This is a genomic window from Duganella radicis, from assembly GCF_009720825.1.
GTDB lineage: Bacteria > Pseudomonadota > Gammaproteobacteria > Burkholderiales > Burkholderiaceae_D > Rugamonas > Rugamonas radicis.
In genome coordinates, this window is sequence record NZ_WNKY01000011.1 from 84,986 (window position 1) to 101,187 (window position 16,202).

Consider the following 16,202-nt stretch of genomic DNA (forward strand, 5'->3'; position numbering starts at 1 on the left):
ATAAAAATTAGTGCCCAAAATCATCAGAAACCGCTGCCCATCTGGAACTGGAAACGTTCCAGGCGGTCGCCGGTCTTGGCGTTGAGGGGTTTAGCATAACTCAGTTTCAGCGGGCCGACCGGCGAAATCCAGCTGATACCCAGGCCGGACGAATAACGCAGCTGCGACAGGCGCATCTTCTCGCCTTCCTGGTACACCTGGCCGCCATCGACAAAGCCGAACCAGCGCAGGCTGCGGTCCTGGCCGGAGCCCGGGAACGGCAGCTGGAGTTCGGCATTGCCGATCAGGCGCGAGGCGCCGCCCAGCGCGTCGCCGTAGCGGGTATCGACCGCGCCCAGCGAGGAGCTGTAGTAGCCGCGCACCGAACCGATGCCGCCGCCGTAGAAGTTCTTGAACACCGGGTAGGCGCTGTTGCCCAGGCCATGGCCGTAGTCGATCTCGCCCTTCAGAGCCAGCGTGACTTTCGAGAACAGCGGTTTGTACCACTGGTGCTCGTACACCGCGCGGTAGTATTTCTGTTCGCCGATCAGGTCCAGCTCCAGGTTGGCGCGCTGGTAGCGGCCGACGGTCGGCGTCAGCGCCGAGTCGCGGCTGTCGCGCGCCCACGCCATGGTCAGCGGCACGGCCTTGGTGGAAGCGGTGCCGATACCGCTGGTGGTGCCATTGATGGTGTTGACGTATTCCTGGAAGCGGATCGGCGAGGTGGCGTCGGTGGTGATCTTCGAGCTTTCCAGACCGATACCGAAGAACACCGTGTCGACTTCCGAGAACGGCACGCCGTAGCTGATGCGGCCACCCACCTGCTTGATGGTGTAGTAACCGATGTTGACCGCCGGCGGCTGCTGCGTGCGCAGATACAGCTCGTAGCCGCGCGAGACGCCATCGTCGGTGTAATAAGGGTCGGTCTGCGAGAACGAGATCGTGCGGCTGTACTTGGAGGTGTTCAGCTCCAGGCCCACGGTGGTGCCCGAACCGGCGAAGTTGGCCTGCTGGATCGCCGCCTGGAACGAGAACTTCTCCGACTGCGAGAAGGCGCCGCCGATCTGGAAGTTGCCGGTCGGTTTTTCGGTCACGGTCAGGTTGACGTCCACCTGGTCGGAAGTGCCCTGCGCTTCCGGCGTGTCGATGGTCACGTCCTTGAAGTAGCCGAGGCGGTCGACGCGGTCGCGCGACAGCTTGATCTTGTTGGCGTCGTACCAGCTCGACTCGAACTGGCGGAATTCGCGGCGGATCACCTCATCGCGGGTCGAGGTGTTGCCGGCGATGTTCATGTGACGCACGTAGGCGCGCTTGCCCGGATCGATGAAGAAGGTGAACGACACTTCGCGCTTGTCGCGGTCGATGTCCGGGTTGGCGTTGACGTTGGCGAAGGCGTAGCCGAAGGTGCCCAGGCGGTCCGAGATCAGCTTGTTGGTGGCGGTCAGGCGCTCGCCCGAATAGACCTCGCCTTTTCGCAGCAACACCAGCGAGCGCAATTCTTCCTCGCGGCCGAAGGTCTCGCCCTCGAACTTGATGTCCTTGACGTTGTACTTCTCACCCTCGGTGATATTGATGGTGATGTAAATGTCCTTCTTGTCGGGCGTGATCGACACCTGGGTCGAATCGATGTTCATCTCGATGTAGCCGCGATTCAGGTAGAAGGACTTGAGCGACTCGATGTCGCCGGTCAGCTTGGTCTTGGAGTACTGGTTGGCCTTGGTGTACCACGAGAACCAGCCGCCGGTGTTCAGCGCCAGGTTGTCCTTCAGTTCCTTGTCCGAGAATACCTTGTTGCCGACGATGTTGATCTCTTTGATCTTGGCGACATCGCCCTCGTCCACCGCGAAGGTGATGTTGACGCGGTTACGCTCGATCGGGGTGACGGTGGTGACCACCTTCACGCCATACAGGCCGTGCGACAGATACTGGCGCTTGAGTTCTTGCTCGGCGCGGTCGACCGACGCCTTGTCGAAAATCTTGGTCTCGCCCACGCCGATGTCTTTCAGCGCCTTGACCAGCGTGTCCTTCTCAAATTCCTTGGTGCCGGTGAATTCCACCTTGGCGATGGCCGGACGTTCCTCGACCAGCACCACCAGCACCTGGCCGTCCTTCTCCAGCTTCACATCCTTGAAGAAACCGGTGGCGTACAGCGCCTTGATGGCGGTGACGGATTTGTCGTCGTTGAAGGTCTCGCCGACGCGAACCGGCAGATAGCTGAAGACCGTACCGGCTTCCGTACGCTGGATCCCTTCGACGCGGATATCTTTGATGACGAATGGATCGATCGCCATGGCGCTGCCGCTGCACAGGGCCAGGACAGCGGCGCCGATCAGGCTACGGCGCAAGGAAGTTGAAGTAATACGGTCAGAATATAATTTCATCGGGTTCAATGGCTAAATCAACGAGAACTGCTACAACAGCCGGGCGACGTCGTTAAAGACCGCAAGCAGCATCAAGGTCAGTAACAAACCCATGCCTAGACGCTGCGCAATCTCGCCTACGCGCTCCGGCACAGAACGCCCAGTTAAAACTTCCAGCGAATAATACAGCAAATGCCCCCCGTCTAGAACGGGAATTGGCAGCAAATTCATTACGCCTAAACTAATGCTGATGAAGGCGATAAAGCTCAAATAGCTGGCCGCGCCCATGCGGGCGGTCTGGCCGGCATAATCGGCGATGGTGATCGGGCCGGTGACGTTCTTGAGCGAAGCCTCGCCGGTGATCATCTTGCCGATCATCTTCAGCGTCATCGTACAAGTCTCCCAGACCTTGGCGACCGCCTTGCCCACGGCCGCAATCGGGGACGATGGCACGTTGATCATATCCGGCAGCAGCGCGACGTACGCGCCGATCTTACCGACTGTTACAGTTCCTTTGCCGGTTTTTGCCTGCTCGGCTTGCGGCGCCACATCCAGGATCAGCGGCTGGCCGCCGCGCAGCAAGGCCACCTGCACGGTCTTGCCGGCCGAGGCGCGGATGATGTCGATGAAGGCGATGCCGTCGGCCACCGCCACGCCGTCAACGGCGGTCAGCAGGTCGCCCTCGCGCAGGCCGGCGCGTTCGGCCGGGCTGCCCGGCATCACTTGCTGCACCACCGGCGCCGGACGCGAGACGCCCACGCCCAGCTGGCCCGGCACGTCGCCTTCCAGATCGAGGGCGGCCAGCGCGGACGCCGGCACGGTGACGGACACGCGGCCCTGCCCCGCGCGCTCGACGGCGAGACGCAGCTCGTGCTTGTCGATGGCGGACTGGATGAACTGCCAGCGCAGATCGGACCAGACCTGCACCGGTTGCTCGTTGACGGCGGTGATCACGTCGCCGCTTCGCAGGCCGGCTTGCGCGGCGGCGTTGTCGCCGGCGTGCACGCTGACCTTGCTGCTCGGCTCTTCGATGCCGTGCATGAACAGGCCGGCGAACAGCACGATGGCGATCAGGAAGTTGGCCGCCGGGCCGGCGGCCACGATGGCGATGCGCTTCCACACGTTCTGGCGCGTGAACTCGCGCTTCAGGTCCGCTTCCGGCAGGCCGGCAAGCTCGCCTTCGCGCGCGTCCAGCATCTTGACGTAGCCGCCCAGCGGCAGCGCCGAGATGGCCCACTCGGTCTGGTCCGGCCCGAAGCGGCGCGACCACACCACCTTGCCCATGCCGACCGAGAAGCGCAGTACTTTCACGCCGCACCAGCGCGCCACCAGATAATGTCCCAGTTCGTGGAAGACGATCAGGGAGCCGAGGCAGACGATGAACGCCAGCGCGGTTTGCAGGAAGTTCATTTTGCCAGTCCGGCGATACAGGTTTCAGCGGCGGCGCGGGCGGCGGCGTCCTGCGCCATCACCGCTTCGATGCTGTGGGCGGCGCCGTGCGGCAGCGTGTCCACCACATGGCCGATCACGCGGTCGATCTGGCGGAAGCCGATCTTCAGATCGAGGAAGGCTTGCACCGCCACCTCGTTGGCCGCGTTCAGCAGGGCCGGCGCGGTGCCGCCTGCGCGCAGCGCGTCGAAGGCCAGCGCCAGGCATGGGAAGCGGTTGAAGTCCGGCTTCTCGAATTGCAGGGTGGCGATCTGGGTCAGGTCCAGCTGCGCCACGCCGGAAGCGATGCGTTCCGGGTAGGCCAGCGCGTGGGCGATCGGCGTGCGCATGTCCGGGTTGCCCAACTGCGCCAGCACCGAACCGTCGACGTAGGACACCATTGAGTGGATCACCGACTGCGGGTGGATCACCACCTCGATCTGCCCGGCCGGGGCGCCGAACAGCCAGTGCGCCTCGATCACTTCCAGGCCCTTGTTCATCATGGTGGCCGAATCGACCGAGATCTTGCGGCCCATCGACCAATTCGGATGCTTGCAAGCCTGCTCCGGCGTCACCGCGTCCAGCGTGGCGACGTCGCGCGTCAGGAACGGGCCGCCGGAAGCGGTCAGCAGGATCTTGGCCACGCCGGCCGCCGCGTCGCGCACCGCCGGTACCTTGCCGCCAAACTGCGGCATGGACTGGAAGATGGCGTTATGCTCGGAGTCAATCGGCAGCAGCACGGCGCCCGATGCGCGCACGGCGTCCATGAACAGCTGGCCGGACATGACCAGCGCTTCCTTGTTGGCCAGCAGGACCTTCTTGCCGGCGCGGGCGGCGGCCAGCGTCGGCGCCAGGCCGGCCGCGCCAACGATGGCGGCCATCACGCTGTCGACCTCCGGCGCGCTGGCGATGCCGCACAGGGCTTGCTCGCCCCACTCCACTTCGGTCTTGACGCCGGCCGCGCGCAGCAGCGCGGCCAGACGGTCGGCGGCGGCGGCGCTGCCGACCACCGCGCGCGCGGGACGGAACTGGATGCACTGCGCGGCCAGTTCATCGACGCGGCTGTGGGCCGACAGGGCATAAACGGTGTAGCGGTCCGGATGGCGCGCCACCACGTCCAGCGTGGATACGCCAATCGAACCGGTGGCGCCTAAGACGGTAATACGTTGCATGATGATTCTTTCAGATCCAGGACGTGACCAGCGCGGCCATCGGCAGCACCGGGATCAGCGCGTCCACACGGTCCAGCACGCCGCCGTGGCCGGGCAGCAGGTTGCTGCTGTCCTTCATGCCTGCGCGGCGCTTGAGCGCGGATTCAAACAGGTCGCCGATGACCGAGAACATCACGATCACCAGCAGGATCAACAGGGTCAGGCCCCAGCCGAAGCGGGCGTGCAGCTTGTACGAGAAGGTGTCTTGCAGCCATGGCGCGGCGCCGTCGGCCAGCACCACCGAGATCGCGGCGATCGCCAGCACGGCGATCGCGCCGCCGATCGCGCCTTCCCACGACTTGCCCGGCGAGATGGTCGGCGCCAGCTTGCGCTTGCCGAAGGCCTTGCCGGAGAAGTAGGCGCCGATATCGGCGATCCACACCAGCGCCATCACCGACAGCAGGTACAGCGGCGAATGCAGGTACAGCCCGACGATGGCGAAGAAGGCCGCGAACACGGCAAAGCTAAAGGTGATGGCCAGCGACCAGTTGGCCGCCCCGCCCATTTGCGGCAGGCCCAGGCCCAGCGTCGGCGCATAGCGGATGATCCACAGCAGCGCGGCCACGCCGTACAGGGCGTTGACCGAGCCCGGCTTGGCCGAATACATCAGCGCCACGAACAGCAGGCCGCCGGCGAAGCCGGCCACGCGGGCCTTGCCCTCGCCCAGGCCGAACAGGCGCGCGCCCTCCCACACGGCGGCGCCGACAAACAGCGTCACCACCAGGGCAAACGCGGGGAAATAGTTGAAGAACAGGACCGGCAGCAGCACCGCCAGTAACGCCACAGCGGTAATAATCCTCGTTTTCAGCATCAGCTTGTCTTTTCAGCCAGTTGCGCGCCGGTGCGGCCGAATCGCCGCTCGCGGTGCTGGTAAGAGGCGATGGCCTCGTCGAGACACTCGGCGGAAAAGTCCGGCCAGTAGGTGTCGGTGAAGAACAGCTCGGTGTACGCGAGCTGCCACAGCAGGAAATTGGAGATGCGCTGTTCGCCGCCGGTGCGGATGAACAGGTCGGGCTCGGGCGCGTAGGCCATGGCCAGGTGCGGCGCCAGCTGCTCTTCGGTGAAATCGGTGGCGCCCGGATGGGCCTTGACCATCTGGCCGACCGCCTGCATCACGTCCCAGCGGCCGCCGTAGTTGAAGCACACGGTCAGGGTCATGCGGGTGTTGGCGGCGGTCTTGCGCTCGGCGGCGGCGATCATGCCTTGCAGTTTTTCGTCGGCGCGCGACAGGTCGCCGACCACCCGCAGGCGGATGTTATTGGCGTGCAGTTTGGAGACTTCGCGCTCCAGCGCCGTCACGAACAGGCGCATCAGGAGGGACACTTCCTCCTCCGGGCGGCGCCAGTTTTCCGAGCTGAAGGCAAACAGGGTGAGGTATTCGACGCCGCGGCGGGCGCACGACTCGACCACGGTGCGCACCGCTTCCACGCCCTTGACGTGCCCGGCCACGCGCGGCAGGAAGCGCTTGGTGGCCCAGCGGCCGTTGCCGTCCATGATGATGGCCACGTGGCGTGGCACGGCGGGCGCGTCTGGAACCTCGGTAGTCGAACTCGTATATTTCATGAAAACGTTGGTGCCAAAGTATAAAGTATTGCAGGTGTGAGACAAAAAGACAAGACGCCAGCAAACGGACGCCGCATAGCGGGCCGCCGGCTGGCGTCCTGGGGTGTTACACCGTCAGAACTTCTTTTTCTTTCTCGGCCAGCATCTTGTCGATGTCGGCGATGGCCTTGTCGGTCAGTTTCTGGATGTCGTCGGTGCCGCGGCGCTCGTCGTCTTCCGAAATGGCCTTGTCCTTGACCAGTTTTTTCAGGCCTTCGTTGGCATCGCGGCGGATGTTGCGCACCGCCACTTTGGCGTCCTCGCCTTCGCTCTTGACCAGCTTGACCATTTCCTTGCGGCGCTCTTCGGTCAGCGGCGGGGTCGGCACGCGGATCATGTCGCCCTGCGCCGCCGGGTTCAGGCCCAGGTCGGAATCGCGGATCGCCTTCTCGATGGCGGCCGCCATCTTTTTCTCGAACGGCTGCACGCCGATGGTACGGGCGTCGACCAGGGTCAGGTTGGCCACCTGGTTGATCGGGGTCGGGTTACCGTAGTAATCCACCATCACGCTGTCGAGGATGCCGGCGTGGGCACGGCCGGTACGAACCTTGGCCAGGTCGCCGCGCAGGGTTTCCAGCGATTTGACCATGCGTTCTTGCGCACTCTTTTTAACGTCAGCTACGGACATTGCTGCTCTCCTGTTGTATCTAAATTAAACGTGAACCAGTGTACCCTCATCCTCGCCCATGATCACGCGCATCAGCGCGCCCGGCTTGGTGATGGAGAACACTTTGATCGGCAGTTTCTGGTCGCGGCACAGCGCGAACGCGGTGGCGTCCATCACCTGCAAGTGCTTGGCGATCGCTTCATCGAAGCTGATCGAGCTGTACAGCGTGGCGTTCGGGTCTTTCTTCGGATCGGCGGTGTACACGCCGTCCACCTTGGTGGCTTTCAGCACGATTTCCGCGCTCACTTCCGAACCGCGCAGCGAGGCGGCGGTGTCGGTGGTGAAGAACGGGTTGCCGGTGCCGGCCGCGAACACCACGACCTTGCCTTCTTCCAGGTATTGCAGCGCTTTCGGGCGCACGTAGGGCTCGACCACCTGCTCGATGCCGATGGCCGACATCACGCGTGCGGTGATGCCGACATGGCGCATGGCGTCCGCCAGGGCCAGCGCGTTCATCACGGTGGCCAGCATGCCCATGTAGTCGGCGGTGGCGCGGTCCATGCCTTGCGCGCCGGGCGCCACACCACGGAAGATATTGCCGCCGCCAATGACGATCGCCAGTTCCACGCCCAGTTTCGCGACCTCGGCCACATCGGCCACCGTCCGTTCGATCGTGGCGCGGTTGATGCCGTAAGGATCATCGCCCATCAGGGCTTCGCCGGACAGTTTGAGGAGGACGCGCTTATAGGCTGGTTTGGACATGAGACGGGGCTCCTATTGATTGGGTTGTACGGGGTAAGTCTGCCGGCGCCTATGATACCTCGCCCGACGCCGGGCACTGCTGCGGGCTTAAAAAAACGGGCCTCTCGGCCCGTTTTCTTTATTACGCTCCTTTGGAAGCGGCCATCTGTGCGGCCACTTCCGCTGCGAAGTCGTCTACTTTCTTCTCGATACCTTCGCCCACCACGTACATGGTGAAGGCTTTCACGGTGGTCGATTTCTCTTTCAGCATCTGCTCGATCGATTGCTTGTCGTTCTTCACGAAAGCCTGGTTCAGCAGCGACACTTCCTTCAGGTACTTCTGTACCGAGCCTTCCAGACGCTTGGCGACGATGTCGGCAGGCTGTACTGGCTTGCCGGCGGCCACGGCGGCAGCCGCGTCTTCGTCGGCCTTCAGCTTGGCGACCGAACGCTCTTTCTCGATCAGTTCCGCTGGAACTTGCTCCGACGACAGGGCGACCGGTTTCATCGCGGCGATGTGCATCGCCACGTCTTTACCGACTTGCTCGTCGGCGCCGTCGAACTCGACCATCACGCCGATGCGGGTGCCGTGCAGGTACGAAGCCAGCTTGGCGGTGGTTTCGAAACGCTGGAAACGACGGATCGACATGTTTTCGCCGATCTTGCCGATCAGGGCCGAACGCACTTCGTCCAGGGTTTTGCCGTCGGCGGCCGGCAGGGCCAGCAGGGCAGCCACGTCGGCCGGGTTCTTTTCCGCAACCAGACGGGCGGCGGTGTTCGCCAGGGCCAGGAAGTCGTCGTTTTTGGCCACGAAGTCGGTTTCCGAGTTCACTTCCACCAAGGCGCCCACGCCGCCGGCGATGTAGGTCGCCACCACGCCTTCGGCGGTGATGCGGCTTGCTGCCTTACCAGCCTTGCCGCCCAGCTTGACGCGCAGGATCTCTTCCGCACGACCCATGTCGCCGTCGGCTTCGGTCAGTGCTTTTTTGCATTCCATCATCGGCGCGTCGGTTTTCGCGCGCAGTTCGCCTACCATTGCTGCGGTAATAGCTGCCATGTGTTTCTCCTGTATTCGGTATTCAGTATTCGGTGGGGGTGCTTTATGTCAAAAAAAAGGGGGAGCTGTTGGCCACCCCTTTTTTTCTTACAGCCTGTCAGGAACGATTAAGCCTGTTCGTTGACTTCGACGAATTCGTCGCCGGCTGCGGCTTTCACCAGCTCAACAACTTCCGCGCCAGCGGCCGAACGGCCTTCCAGGATCGCGTCTGCCACGCCGCGGGCGTACAGCGTGATGGCTTTCGACGAGTCGTCGTTGCCTGGAATGACGTACTGCACGCCTTCTGGCGAGTGGTTGGTATCGACCACGCCGATCACTGGGATACCCAGCTTAGCGGCTTCGGTGATGGCGCCCTTGTGGTAGCCAACGTCAACGACGAAGATGGCGTCAGGAACGCCGCCCATGTCTTTGATGCCGCCGATCGATTTTTGCAGCTTGACGATTTCGCGTTGGAACATCAGCGCTTCTTTTTTCGACAGCTTCTCAACCGAACCGTCTTCCAGAGCGGCTTCCATGTCTTTCAGGCGCTTGATCGAGGTCTTGATGGTCTTGAAGTTGGTCAGCATGCCGCCCAGCCAACGCTGGTCAACATAAGGAACGCCTGCGCGCTGGGCTTCGGCGGCGATGATATCGCGGGCCTGACGCTTGGTGCCAACCATCAGGATGGTGCCACGGCTAGCGGCAACCTGTTTCACGTGCTTCATCGCTTCCTGATACATACCCATCGTCTTTTCCAGATTGATGATATGGATCTTGTTGCGGTGACCGAAGATGAACGGTGCCATCTTTGGGTTCCAGAAACGGGTTTGGTGACCGAAGTGGACACCGGCTTCCAGCATTTCGCGCATAGTTACGGACATAATTTACTCCAGGGTTAGTTCTGGAATCCGATCAGTCACCCATGAAAAGGCACCCTTGTCGACCGGATTCGCGTGTTTAAATTAATGAAATTTACAACATTGCCTAAACCAAATTCAAGCAACCCGAGATTCTACCCTGAAAACAGGGGCTACGGCAAGCCTTCCCTCCATGGTGCAATGCCCCACGACGGTGCGGCCCGCACCAATGTGAATCATAGAAAAAATAAATACGCGAAAGCATCACAATAGCTGCATAAAATGTAATATCATGGGAGACATTAAAGTTACGCTACATTAACCCTCGCCGCGCCTAACCCCTGCGATAGCGTCCAGCCTGAGAGATTTTTATGCCTTTACTGCTCGCCGTTAGCCTTGCCGCCGCCATCCAACCGACTTGCTCGTGGGATAATCCGGGGCACAATCCCTACACCGGTGGCGCCGCGGCCGCCATCGACCGTTACACCGACATTCCTGAAGCCGTGCGCAGCACGCTCAAGCGCCGCATGGAAGAAGGCCAGTCCGACGACCAGGTCAACATCACCCGCGACAACATCGCCGGCAAATACCAGTACGACAGCGCCATCCGCGACATGCACTTCGGCCGCGCCTCGATGTGCGCCACCGTCACCCGCGGCAAATGGGCGCCTGCCCGCAACGAGCCGGGTGCCGTGTACTGCGTCGAGCAGCACTGCATCCTGGTGCCGCGCATTTGCGGCAACGTCAGCCGCATCACCCGCAGCGCGCCCGCCGTGGCGGCGGGGCCGAAAGCACCGCCGGCGGAAGCCCGGCGCGAAGCCGGCGCCCCGGTCGAATTCGCCGACCTGGGCCTGGTTGACGCCCCGGAGCGCGAACCGGTCGACCTCGACGATCCGACCGAAATCGAGCGCCGCAACGCCAACAACCGCGCCCTGCGCGCGCTGGGCCACGCCGGCGACCTGCTGACCGAAGAGGAACTGGCCGACGCGGCCGACCTGAGCCGCTACGGCCTGTTCGGCCGCAACAGCGCCTTGGGCGACGACGAGTACGGCCTGGCCCAGCCGGTGCCGGAAGCCGACACCTGGGCCATGCTGCTGGCCGGCCTGGGCCTGCTGGGCTGGCAGGCCCGCCGCCGCGCCCGCAAGGCCGCCAAATAAGGCCCGGCGGCGACAGCCGCACGACAGCCCCGCCGTCGTTTATAATTTCGACATATTGCACGCCACGCCGCCACGCTCTTCAACGAGCAGCGCGCCGGGCGTGTTCACCGTTTACTTTGCAGATTGCGATCCAATATGTCTATCTCCATCAAAACCGCCGAAGATATCGAAGGCATGCGCCTTGCCGGCCGCCTCGGTTCCGAAGTGCTGGACTACATCACCCCGTTCGTCAAGCCGGGCGTCACCACCGGCGAACTGGATCGCCTGTGCCACGAATACATGGTCAACGTGCAGGGCACCGTCCCGGCGCCGCTGAACTACTGCCCGCCGGGCTACACGCCCTACCCCAAGGCCATCTGCACCTCGGTCAACGACGTGATCTGCCACGGCATCCCGGGCGACAAGGTGTTGAAAAATGGCGACGTCGTCAACCTCGACATCACCGTCATCAAGGATGGCTACCACGGCGACAACAGCCGCATGTTCTTCATCGGCGAGCCGTCGATCCTGGCCCGGCGCCTGTCGGAAGTGACTTATGAGTGCATGTGGCTGGGCATCGAGCAAGTCAAGCCGGGCGCCTTCCTGGGCGACATCGGCCACGCCATCCAGCAGCACGCCGAAAAAGCCGGCTACAGCGTGGTGCGCGAATTCTGCGGCCACGGCATCGGCAAGGTGTTCCACGAAGAGCCGCAGGTGCTGCACTACGGCCGCCCCGGCACCGGCGTCAGGCTGGAAGCCGGCATGATCTTCACCATCGAGCCGATGATCAACGCCGGCCGCCGCGAAATCCGCGAAATGGGCGACGGCTGGACCATCAAAACCAAGGACCGCAGCCTGTCGGCCCAGTGGGAACACATGATCCTGGTGACCGAGACCGGCTACGAAGTGCTGACCCTGTCGGCCGGCAGCCCGCCGCCGCCGGCGTTCGTCACCGGCGCCGCCGCCAAGGCAGCGTAAACCGTGAACGCGGCCGTGATGAAGAAGGAACTGCGCGAACAGCTCAAGCGCCAGCTGAAGGCCGACCGCCAGGTCGTCATTGCCGCCTTCAAGGAAGACGGCAAGCCGGAAAAACTGCTGCGCAGCCTGCGCCAGACGGTCGATGCGGTGCTGTGCACCGCCTGGCACGCGGCCGATCTGCCGGACAACACGGCGCTGATCGGCGTCGGCGGCTACGGCCGCGGCGAGCTGTTCCCCTATTCCGACGTCGACCTGCTGATCCTGCTGGAGCGGGCGCCGGACGCCGACACCACGGCCAAGCTGGAGGAACTGGTGCAACTGCTGTGGGATCTGGGCCTGGAAATCGGCCACAGCATCCGCACCGTGGACGAGTGCCTGAGCGAATCGGCGGCCGACATCACCGTGCAGACCAGCCTGCTTGAAGCGCGCATCATCTGCGGCGACGAGCAGCTGTTCCAGCAGCTGGAAACCCGCTACGCGGCCGCCATGGACCCGCGCGCCTTCTTCCACGCCAAGGTGCTGGAAATGAAGCAGCGGCACGCGAAATATGAGGACACCGCCTTCAGCCTGGAGCCCAACTGCAAGGAAAGTCCGGGCGGCCTGCGCGACCTGCAAGTGATCCTGTGGCTGGTGAAGGCCGCCGGCCTGGCCAACTCCTGGCGCACCCTGGCCACCAGCGGCCTGATCACGCAGACCGAAGCCAAGCAGCTGATGGAAAAGGAACGCGCCTTCAAGGACATCCGCGTGCGCCTGCACCTGCACGCCGGCCGCCGCGAGGACCGGCTGGTGTTCGACGTCCAGACCGCGATCGCCGAATCGCTGGGCCTGACCGCCACCGGCAGCGGCGTCCACATGCGCCGCGCCAGCGAATACCTGATGCAGCGTTACTACTGGGCCGCCAAGACGGTCACCCAGCTCAACACCATCCTGCTGCAAAACATCGAGGAGCGGCTGTTCCCGCAATCGGGCGAGGCGGTGCGCATCAACGAGCGCTTCAACGATGTGAACGGCCTGATCGACATCGTCGAGGACGACACCTTCGAGAAGACGCCGTCGGCCATGCTGGAAATCTTCCTGCTGATGACCGAGCGCCCTTCGCTCAAAGGCATGACGGCGCGCGCCACCCGCGCGCTGTGGCACGAGCGCTTCAAGATCGATGCGGCGTTCCGCGCCGATCCGGTCAACCGCGCGCTGTTCCTGCGCATCATGCAGGCGCCGGTGGGCGTCATCCACGCGCTGCGCCGCATGAACGACCTGTCGATCCTGGGCCGCTACCTGCCCAACTTCCGCAAGATCGTCGGCCAGATGCAGCACGACCTGTTCCACGTCTACACGGTGGACCAGCACATCCTGATGGTGGTGCGCAATATGCGCCGCTTCACCATGGCCGAGCACGCGCACGAGTACCCGTTCTGTAGCCAGCTGATGGCCAACTTCCCGCAACCGTGGGTGCTGTTCCTGGCGGCGCTGTTCCACGACATCGCCAAGGGCCGCGGCGGCGACCATTCCGAGCTGGGCATGGCCGACGCCGAGCAGTTCTGCCGCGATCACGGCATGAGCGACGAGGACACCGAACTGGTGGTGTTCCTGGTCGGCAACCACCTGACCATGTCGCAAGTGGCGCAGAAACAGGACTTGTCCGACCCGGACGTGATCCAGGCCTTCGCCAGGGTGGTGGGCGACGAGCGCCACCTGACCGGCCTGTACCTGCTGACCGTGGCCGACATCCGCGGCACCAGCCCGAAAGTCTGGAACGCCTGGAAAGCCAAGCTGCTGGAAGACCTGTACAAGATCACCCTGCGCGTGCTGGGCGGCGAGGAGCACAGCGCCGACAACGAACTGCGCAACCGCCAGCAGGAGGCGCTGGCCACGCTGCGCCTGTACGGCCTGGCGCCGGACGCGCACGAGGCGTTCTGGAAGCAGCTGGACATGGCCTACTTCCTGCGCCACGACGCCTCCGACATCGCCTGGCAGACGCGCGCCCTGTACGAGCGCTTCAACAGCGAACAGCCGGTGGTCAAGTGCCGCCTGGCGCCGATCGGCGAGGGCTTGCAGATCGCCGTCTACATCAAGGACCAGCCCGACCTGTTCGCGCGCATTTGCAGCTATTTCGACCGCAAGAATTTCTCCATCCTCGACGCCAAGATCCACACCACGCGCCACGGCTACGCGCTGGACACCTTCCTGGTCACCGAGCAGAACTTCGCCAAGAGCTACCGCGACATCATCAGCCTGATCGAGCACGAGTTGTGCGGCCTGCTGACCTCGCCCGAGCCGCTGCCGCCGCCGGGCAAGGGCCGCTTGTCGCGCCTGTCGCGCACCTTCCCGATCCAGCCGACCGTGGACCTGCGCCCGGACGAGCGCGGCCAATACTACCTGCTGTCGGTGGCCGCCAACGACCGCACCGGCCTGCTGTACTCGATCGCCAACGTGCTGACCAAGTACAAGATCAACCTGCACACGGCCAAGGTGATGACCCTGGGCGAGCGCGTGGAGGACGTGTTCCTGATCGATGGCGCCGCCCTGTCCAACGCCCGCAACCAGATCCAGCTGGAAACCGACCTGCTGGAAGCAATGAAGGTTTAACCCCCGTTTTAAAAGAGTTTCGCAATGTCTGAAGAATTACTCCGCCTGTCCAAACGCATGTCCGAACTGGGCCTGTGCTCGCGCCGCGAGGCCGACGAATGGATCGCGCGCGGCTGGGTCCGGGTTGACGGCAAGGTCGTCAGCGAACTGGGCACCAAGATTTACCCGAGCCAGAAAGTCACGGTCGAGCGTCAGGCCGCCGCCGAGCAATCCAAGCGCGTGACCATCCTGATCAACAAGCCGATGGGCTACGTGTCCGGCCAGGCCGAGGACGGCTACCAGCCGGCCGTGGCCCTGATCAAGCCGGAAAACCGCTGGCCGGACGATCCGTCGCCGGAGCAGTTCCACCCGACGCAGCTGCGTTCGCTGGTGCCGGCCGGCCGCCTGGACATCGACTCGGTCGGCCTGCTGGTGCTGACCCAGGACGGCCGCGTGGCCAAGCACCTGATCGGCGAGACCACCGAGGTCGACAAAGAGTATCTGGTGCGGGTCGAGTACACCAAGCCGGGCAAGCTGCCGGACAGCGACCTGAAAAAACTCAACCACGGCCTGTGGATGGACGGCAAGCCGCTGCTGCCGGCCAAGGTGCGCTGGCAAAACGACGACCAGCTCAGCTTTACGCTGAAGGAAGGCAAGAAACGCCAGATCCGCCGCATGTGCGAAATGGTGGGCTTGAAAGTTGTTGGATTGAAACGGGTGCGCATCGGCAAAGTGAAACTGGGCGACCTGCCGGTCGGCCAATGGCGCTATTTGCGCCCGGACGAGCGCTTCTGAACCACAGGAAATCAAATTTCTTGCTATTTTGCAAGCCAAAAGACTGAAACCGCTGTAAACTGCGCAGATCGACCTCGCATCATAGAAGTCATTATCAAAGAGATATGCCGTCGTGAACGATCCAATACCAAATGAATTTCGCCGCGGGCCCCCCACCCTAAAAGACGCTGTGGAGCCAATCGCGACGGGTTCGAAGCCCCACGACATGACCGATGAAAATGACATCGGTGATGCCCTGTCCTTGCTGGCCGATAGCGGCGAGCCGGTGTCGATTTACCCGGCCGGCGCCACCAATGTGGTGATGGCGCGAATCAAGTCGGTCGACCCGAAGAATCCCTATTTTGTGCTGGAGCTGAACGAAGGCGAGTTCCTGCCGCCCGGCGACGCCACCTTTGTCGCCTGGCTGCGCTCGTCCAAGCTCCAGTTCAAGCTGAGCTCGGACACCTGGCCGGCCTTGCCGGAGCAGCCGACCCTGCTGAACCTGGAGTTCCCGCTCAAATGCCAGGTGCTGAACCGCCGCGCGTCGACGCGGCTGGAAACACCGCTGGGCGTGTACTACATGGCCTCCTTCGTCCTCAACGGCAAGCCCTATGAATTGCAGCTGTACGACTTTTCCGCCGGCGGCGTCGGCATGCGCGCGGCCCCGCGCGATGCGGTCGGCCTGCACGTGGGACGCAAGCTGCAACGCGTGCGGCTGGAGCTGGGCCCGGAGACAGTCATGATCGCCGACCTGGAAGTGCGCCTGTCGCGCACCTTCCGCTCCTTCCTGCTGGGCGAACAGGTGCAGATCGGTTGCCAGTTCGCCAACCTGTCGCCGGCCATGGAAGAGGAACTCAAGCGCCTGCTCGACAAGCTCAACGCCGGCAAGCGCTACGGTTAAAGACAGGCATATTCCTTGCTTAAAAAG

General features: G+C 63.3%; 14 protein-coding genes. 5 read left to right on the top strand and 9 right to left on the bottom strand.

Translation table 11 applies throughout. The annotated features are described in order from the left end of the window. Positions 1–23: 23 nt before the first annotated feature. The 9 genes from bamA to rpsB all read right to left on the bottom strand — a co-directional run bounded on the left by bamA (position 24) and on the right by rpsB (position 9,845). Complete coding sequence (gene bamA / locus GM676_RS12565; RefSeq protein WP_155463910.1) at positions 24–2,360, bottom strand: outer membrane protein assembly factor BamA; 2,337 nt, start codon at positions 2,358–2,360, stop codon at positions 24–26. Between the two features lie 30 nt (positions 2,361–2,390). Then, a complete protein-coding gene (gene rseP / locus GM676_RS12570; protein WP_155463911.1) occupies positions 2,391–3,749 on the bottom strand; it encodes an RIP metalloprotease RseP in 1,359 nt (452 codons plus the stop codon). Next, the gene (gene ispC, locus GM676_RS12575; protein WP_155463912.1) at positions 3,746–4,939 is read right to left on the bottom strand and encodes a 1-deoxy-D-xylulose-5-phosphate reductoisomerase; all 1,194 of its coding nucleotides are present in this window, start codon (positions 4,937–4,939) and stop codon (positions 3,746–3,748) included. The genes rseP and ispC overlap by 4 nt, the downstream gene beginning before the upstream one ends. A gap of 10 nt (positions 4,940–4,949) precedes the next feature. Beyond that, on the bottom strand, positions 4,950–5,789 hold the full coding sequence (locus GM676_RS12580) for a phosphatidate cytidylyltransferase (RefSeq protein WP_155463913.1): 840 nt from the start codon (positions 5,787–5,789) through the stop codon (positions 4,950–4,952). After that, positions 5,789–6,541 (bottom strand): polyprenyl diphosphate synthase, encoded by a 753-nt coding sequence (uppS, locus tag GM676_RS12585; RefSeq protein ID WP_155463914.1) that lies wholly within the window; start codon positions 6,539–6,541, stop codon positions 5,789–5,791. The genes GM676_RS12580 and uppS overlap by 1 nt, the downstream gene beginning before the upstream one ends. 106 nt (positions 6,542–6,647) lie before the next feature. Continuing rightward, entirely contained in the window at positions 6,648–7,208 is a 561-nt protein-coding gene (frr, locus tag GM676_RS12590; protein ID WP_155463915.1) for a ribosome recycling factor, read from the bottom strand. Positions 7,209–7,232: 24 nt separating this feature from the next. Next, the gene (gene pyrH / locus GM676_RS12595; RefSeq protein ID WP_155463916.1) at positions 7,233–7,949 is read right to left on the bottom strand and encodes a UMP kinase; all 717 of its coding nucleotides are present in this window, start codon (positions 7,947–7,949) and stop codon (positions 7,233–7,235) included. Between the two features lie 121 nt (positions 7,950–8,070). Continuing rightward, entirely contained in the window at positions 8,071–8,985 is a 915-nt protein-coding gene (gene tsf / locus GM676_RS12600; protein WP_155463917.1) for a translation elongation factor Ts, read from the bottom strand. A gap of 107 nt (positions 8,986–9,092) precedes the next feature. Continuing rightward, positions 9,093–9,845 carry a 30S ribosomal protein S2 gene (gene rpsB / locus GM676_RS12605; RefSeq protein WP_155463918.1) on the bottom strand — a complete coding sequence of 251 codons (753 nt, stop codon included), beginning with the start codon at positions 9,843–9,845 and terminating at the stop codon, positions 9,093–9,095. A gap of 347 nt (positions 9,846–10,192) precedes the next feature. On the opposite strand from rpsB, the gene GM676_RS12610 reads away from it, so the two are divergent. The 5 genes from GM676_RS12610 to GM676_RS12630 all read left to right on the top strand — a co-directional run bounded on the left by GM676_RS12610 (position 10,193) and on the right by GM676_RS12630 (position 16,175). After that, a complete protein-coding gene (locus GM676_RS12610; RefSeq protein WP_155463919.1) occupies positions 10,193–10,978 on the top strand; it encodes an MHFG family PEP-CTERM protein in 786 nt (261 codons plus the stop codon). 135 nt (positions 10,979–11,113) lie between these two features. Next, positions 11,114–11,935: a type I methionyl aminopeptidase gene (gene map / locus GM676_RS12615; RefSeq protein ID WP_155463920.1), complete on the top strand. Its 822-nt coding sequence runs from the start codon at positions 11,114–11,116 to the stop codon at positions 11,933–11,935. 18 nt (positions 11,936–11,953) lie between these two features. Beyond that, positions 11,954–14,521 carry a [protein-PII] uridylyltransferase gene (locus tag GM676_RS12620; protein ID WP_155464005.1) on the top strand — a complete coding sequence of 856 codons (2,568 nt, stop codon included), beginning with the start codon at positions 11,954–11,956 and terminating at the stop codon, positions 14,519–14,521. A gap of 24 nt (positions 14,522–14,545) precedes the next feature. Then, positions 14,546–15,295: a pseudouridine synthase gene (locus GM676_RS12625; protein WP_211923218.1), complete on the top strand. Its 750-nt coding sequence runs from the start codon at positions 14,546–14,548 to the stop codon at positions 15,293–15,295. A gap of 205 nt (positions 15,296–15,500) precedes the next feature. After that, a complete protein-coding gene (locus GM676_RS12630; protein WP_155463921.1) occupies positions 15,501–16,175 on the top strand; it encodes a flagellar brake protein in 675 nt (224 codons plus the stop codon). Positions 16,176–16,202 lie beyond the last annotated feature (27 nt).

What these genes read in the sequence shown, in the direction of transcription:
- ispC (WP_155463912.1), bottom strand. Translation starts at nt 4,939, where the DNA reads ATGCAACGTATTACCGTCTTAGGCGCCACCGGTTCGATTGGCGTATCC.
- tsf (WP_155463917.1), bottom strand. Translation starts at nt 8,985, where the DNA reads ATGGCAGCTATTACCGCAGCAATGGTAGGCGAACTGCGCGCGAAAACC.
- rpsB (WP_155463918.1), bottom strand. Translation starts at nt 9,845, where the DNA reads ATGTCCGTAACTATGCGCGAAATGCTGGAAGCCGGTGTCCACTTCGGT.
- map (WP_155463920.1), top strand. Translation starts at nt 11,114, where the DNA reads ATGTCTATCTCCATCAAAACCGCCGAAGATATCGAAGGCATGCGCCTT.
- GM676_RS12610 (WP_155463919.1), top strand. Translation starts at nt 10,193, where the DNA reads ATGCCTTTACTGCTCGCCGTTAGCCTTGCCGCCGCCATCCAACCGACT.
- GM676_RS12620 (WP_155464005.1), top strand. Translation starts at nt 11,954, where the DNA reads ATGAAGAAGGAACTGCGCGAACAGCTCAAGCGCCAGCTGAAGGCCGAC.
- GM676_RS12625 (WP_211923218.1), top strand. Translation starts at nt 14,546, where the DNA reads ATGTCTGAAGAATTACTCCGCCTGTCCAAACGCATGTCCGAACTGGGC.
- frr (WP_155463915.1), bottom strand. Translation starts at nt 7,208, where the DNA reads ATGTCCGTAGCTGACGTTAAAAAGAGTGCGCAAGAACGCATGGTCAAA.
- rseP (WP_155463911.1), bottom strand. Translation starts at nt 3,749, where the DNA reads ATGAACTTCCTGCAAACCGCGCTGGCGTTCATCGTCTGCCTCGGCTCC.
- uppS (WP_155463914.1), bottom strand. Translation starts at nt 6,541, where the DNA reads ATGAAATATACGAGTTCGACTACCGAGGTTCCAGACGCGCCCGCCGTG.
- GM676_RS12580 (WP_155463913.1), bottom strand. Translation starts at nt 5,789, where the DNA reads ATGCTGAAAACGAGGATTATTACCGCTGTGGCGTTACTGGCGGTGCTG.
- pyrH (WP_155463916.1), bottom strand. Translation starts at nt 7,949, where the DNA reads ATGTCCAAACCAGCCTATAAGCGCGTCCTCCTCAAACTGTCCGGCGAA.
- bamA (WP_155463910.1), bottom strand. Translation starts at nt 2,360, where the DNA reads ATGAAATTATATTCTGACCGTATTACTTCAACTTCCTTGCGCCGTAGC.
- GM676_RS12630 (WP_155463921.1), top strand. Translation starts at nt 15,501, where the DNA reads ATGACCGATGAAAATGACATCGGTGATGCCCTGTCCTTGCTGGCCGAT.